This window comes from Erythrobacter donghaensis, assembly GCF_001557325.1.
Classification (GTDB): Bacteria; Pseudomonadota; Alphaproteobacteria; order Sphingomonadales; family Sphingomonadaceae; genus Erythrobacter; species Erythrobacter donghaensis_B.
In genome coordinates this window covers 1-3,175 of record NZ_LSJS01000073.1, presented here as the reverse complement: position 1 = coordinate 3,175, position 3,175 = coordinate 1, and the positions used below count along the sequence as shown (strand labels likewise).

Here is a 3,175-nt window from a genome sequence, read left to right as displayed (position 1 = left end):
TGTCGCGCGACAATCAGAATGAGAATGCGCGACAATCAAGATGAGAATCCGGTGTGGGGGGAGCGGCGCAGGGCGTAGCCCGTAGCCGTTCCCCCCACACCGGAGCACCCTTTTGGGGGCTGCCGGAGATGATCGCGGTGTTGGGTATGGTGGGGTTTTTCCTTTGAGGAGGACCCCGTGTGTGCCTGGCCGTCACATAACCGATCATCAGATGAGGCTGTTTATGACATTGAGGAAAGACCACCCGGTGGCCGTGGCTGCGGCGAAGGCGGGGATGAGCCCGGCTGCGGGCTACCGGCTGCTGAAGGATCCGCAGCTACCTTCGCAGAAGAAGGCGCCCCGTGGGCGGCGGCGTCCCGATCCGCTTGCCGGGTTCTTCGACGAGGAGGTTGTGCCGCTGTTGGAAGCAGCGCCCGGGCTGCGTCCGATTGCGGTCTTTGAGGAGCTGCGCCGTCGGCACGGCGATCTGCCGTTTGCGCGCCGGACGCTGGAGCGGCGGATCAGGGGCTGGCGTGCGCTGCATGGGCCCGAGCGCGAGGTCATCTTCCGGCAGTTGCATGAGCCGGGCAGGCTTGGCCTGTCGGACTTCACCCATATGGGCGATCTCAATGTCACGGTCGCAGGCGTGCCGCTGGAGCATATGCTCTATCACTTCCGACTGACCTATGGCGGGTTCGAGCACTGCCATGTGATCCTGGGCGGCGAGAGCTTTGTTGCCTTGGCTGAGGGGCTGCAGAACGCCTTGTGGTCCGCAGGCGGTGCTCCGCGGCGTCACCGGACGGACAGCCTCTCGGCTGCGTTCCGTAATCTTGATGCCGATGCCCGCGCTGATCTGACCACGCGATATGATGCGCTGTGCCGACATTACGGGATGGAGCCGACCCGCAACAATACAGGCGTTGCCCACGAGAACGGCTCGATCGAGAGCTCTCACGGCCACATCAAGGCTGTGGTGAGGGATGCCTTGCTGCTGAGGGGAAGCAGCGACTTTGCTGATCTGGCGGCGTATCGCGGCTTTATCGATGAGGTCGTGACCGCGCGCAATCGGCGCCATGCTCCCTCGATCGATGTCGAGCGTCGGACCTTGCAGCCGCTGCCAGATACGCGCACGAGTGATTATGAGGCCGTGCTGGTCAGGGTCACCTCATCGGGCGGCTTTACCTTGCGCAAGGTGTTCTACACCGTGCCTTCAAGGCTAATCGGACACCGCCTGCGCGCGCGGCTCTATGATGACCGGATCGATCTGTTCCTGGGCAGCACGCTGCTCATGACCCTGGTGCGCGGCCGCGCTGGCGACAATGGCAAGCATGGTCATATCGTCGATTACCGGCATGTGATCCACTCGCTGCGGCGCAAGCCGATGGCGCTTATGGGGTTGGTCTATCGCGATAGCCTGTTCCCCCGCGAAGCCTACCGACGGATGTTCGAGCATCTGCTGGAGCATGAAGGCGAGCACGCCGCCTGCAGGATGACCGTCGATCTGCTGGCCATGGCGCACGAGCGCGCCTGTGAGGCTGAGCTTGCCGGACTGCTCGAAGCCGATCTTGCCGCGCGGCGATGCCCTGACATCGCTGCTCTGCGCAGCCGGTTCTCGCCTGATCCTGAGCAATTACCTCAGGTGGATGTAAAGCTCGGGCGTCTGGCCTCCTACGACAGCCTGATCGGATGGGGAGAGGCGGCATGAGCACATCCCCGATGATCGACGCCCAGCGGCTCAGTCTGATGCTGAACGAACTGCGCTTGCCGGCAATCAAGCATATGTGGGGCGACTTCGCCGCGCGCGCCGACAAGGAAGGCTGGCCTGCCGCCCGCCTCCTGACCGCGCTCGCCGAGCATGAGATCGCCGAACGGGATCGGCGGCGGACCGAGCGGCATCTGGCCGAGGCCAAACTGCCCGCCGGAAAGACCCTCGACACCTTCGCGTTCGAGGCTGTGCCGATGGTATCGAAGGCCCAGGTCATGGCCATGTGCGCGGGTGATGGATGGCTCGAGCAGGGGGCCAACCTCATCCTCTTCGGCCCGCCCGGTGGCGGCAAGACCCATCTGGCCGCTGCCATCGGCCTTGCGCTGGTCGAGAATGGTTGGCGTGTCCTGTTCGCGCGCACTTCCGACCTCGTGCAGCGCCTCCAGGTCGCCCGGCGTGAACTGGCGCTCGAATCCGCGTTGGCAAAGCTCGACAAGTACCACCTGCTGGTCCTCGACGACTTCGCCTATGTCAGCCGCGATCAGGCCGAGACATCGGTCCTGTTCGAGCTGATCAGTGCCCGCTACGAACGCCGCTCGATGCTGATCACCGCCAACCAGCCCTTCGGCGAGTGGAACAGCATCTTCCCCGATCCGGCCATGACGCTCGCCGCAGTGGACCGACTGGTCCACCACGCAACGATCTTCGAGATGAACGTCGAAAGCTATCGGCGGCGAACCGCCGAAGCACGCCGGTCAGGCCCCGGCCGACCCGCCAACTTCACCACGCCCAAGGTCCTTGAAGCCGTCCGCGACAATCAGGACGACAAATAGACCTTGCCAGCGACAATCAACATGCCCACACAATGTCGCGCCGCGACAATCAACTTCTCATCCTGATCGTCGCGCAACTCTCACCTTGAATGTCGCGCTACAGGTGAACCGGCGCGCAGCGCCGCAAGCGCGGAGTCGAAGCCGAAGGCGTAGACGTGCGAAGCACAACTGCCCGCGCGCCCGAGCTTATGCGAGGAAAGCCGAAGCGAAGCTGAACGAGCGAAGCGAGGACAACCGGGCCGGACGGCCCGCGCCCGGCGCCTGGATTCGGAGCCGAAGGCGGAGAAGACGCGCAGCGTCAGCGCGCCAACAAACGACTCGCGGAGGGGAGAGGGCGGCGTCCGTCCCCCCTTTTCGTCTCCCCGGACTTGCCTGCCCCGGCGAAGGCCGGGGACCCGGGGGCCCGCTTCCTTGGGTTCACGCGAAGACGCGAAGAGGGCAGCGCGAGGGGCAGGGCAGGGGTTTCACGCAGAGACCGCAGAGGAGCAGAGAGGCGCGGAGATGTCGGCGCCTGCCGCAACCCTCACCGCGTCATTGCGACCCCGGACTTGATCCGGGGGCGGCAATCCATGGCCCGAGGGAGCGGCATTGGGCGATGGCAGGCCATGGGTTGCTTCGCCTTCGGCTCGCAATGACGAAAGAGGGGAGCCCCCAACCC

The 3,175-nt window shown here is 64.9% G+C and carries 2 protein-coding genes; both read left to right on the top strand.

Annotated features, from left to right (window positions below; translation table 11 throughout):
* Nucleotides 1–181 precede the first annotated feature (181 nt).
* Nucleotides 182–1,684, top strand: a complete 1,503-nt coding sequence (gene istA, locus AX692_RS03475; RefSeq protein WP_066114263.1) for an IS21 family transposase — start codon at nt 182–184, stop codon at nt 1,682–1,684.
* Entirely contained in the window at nt 1,681–2,517 is an 837-nt protein-coding gene (istB, locus tag AX692_RS03470; protein ID WP_066114260.1) for an IS21-like element helper ATPase IstB, read from the top strand. Before istA ends, istB begins: the two co-directional genes overlap by 4 nt.
* The last annotated feature ends 658 nt before the right edge of the window (nt 2,518–3,175 follow it).

Excerpts from the sequence above, each read along its gene's own strand:
- istB (WP_066114260.1), top strand. The coding sequence starts at position 1,681 with ATGAGCACATCCCCGATGATCGACGCCCAGCGGCTCAGTCTGATGCTG.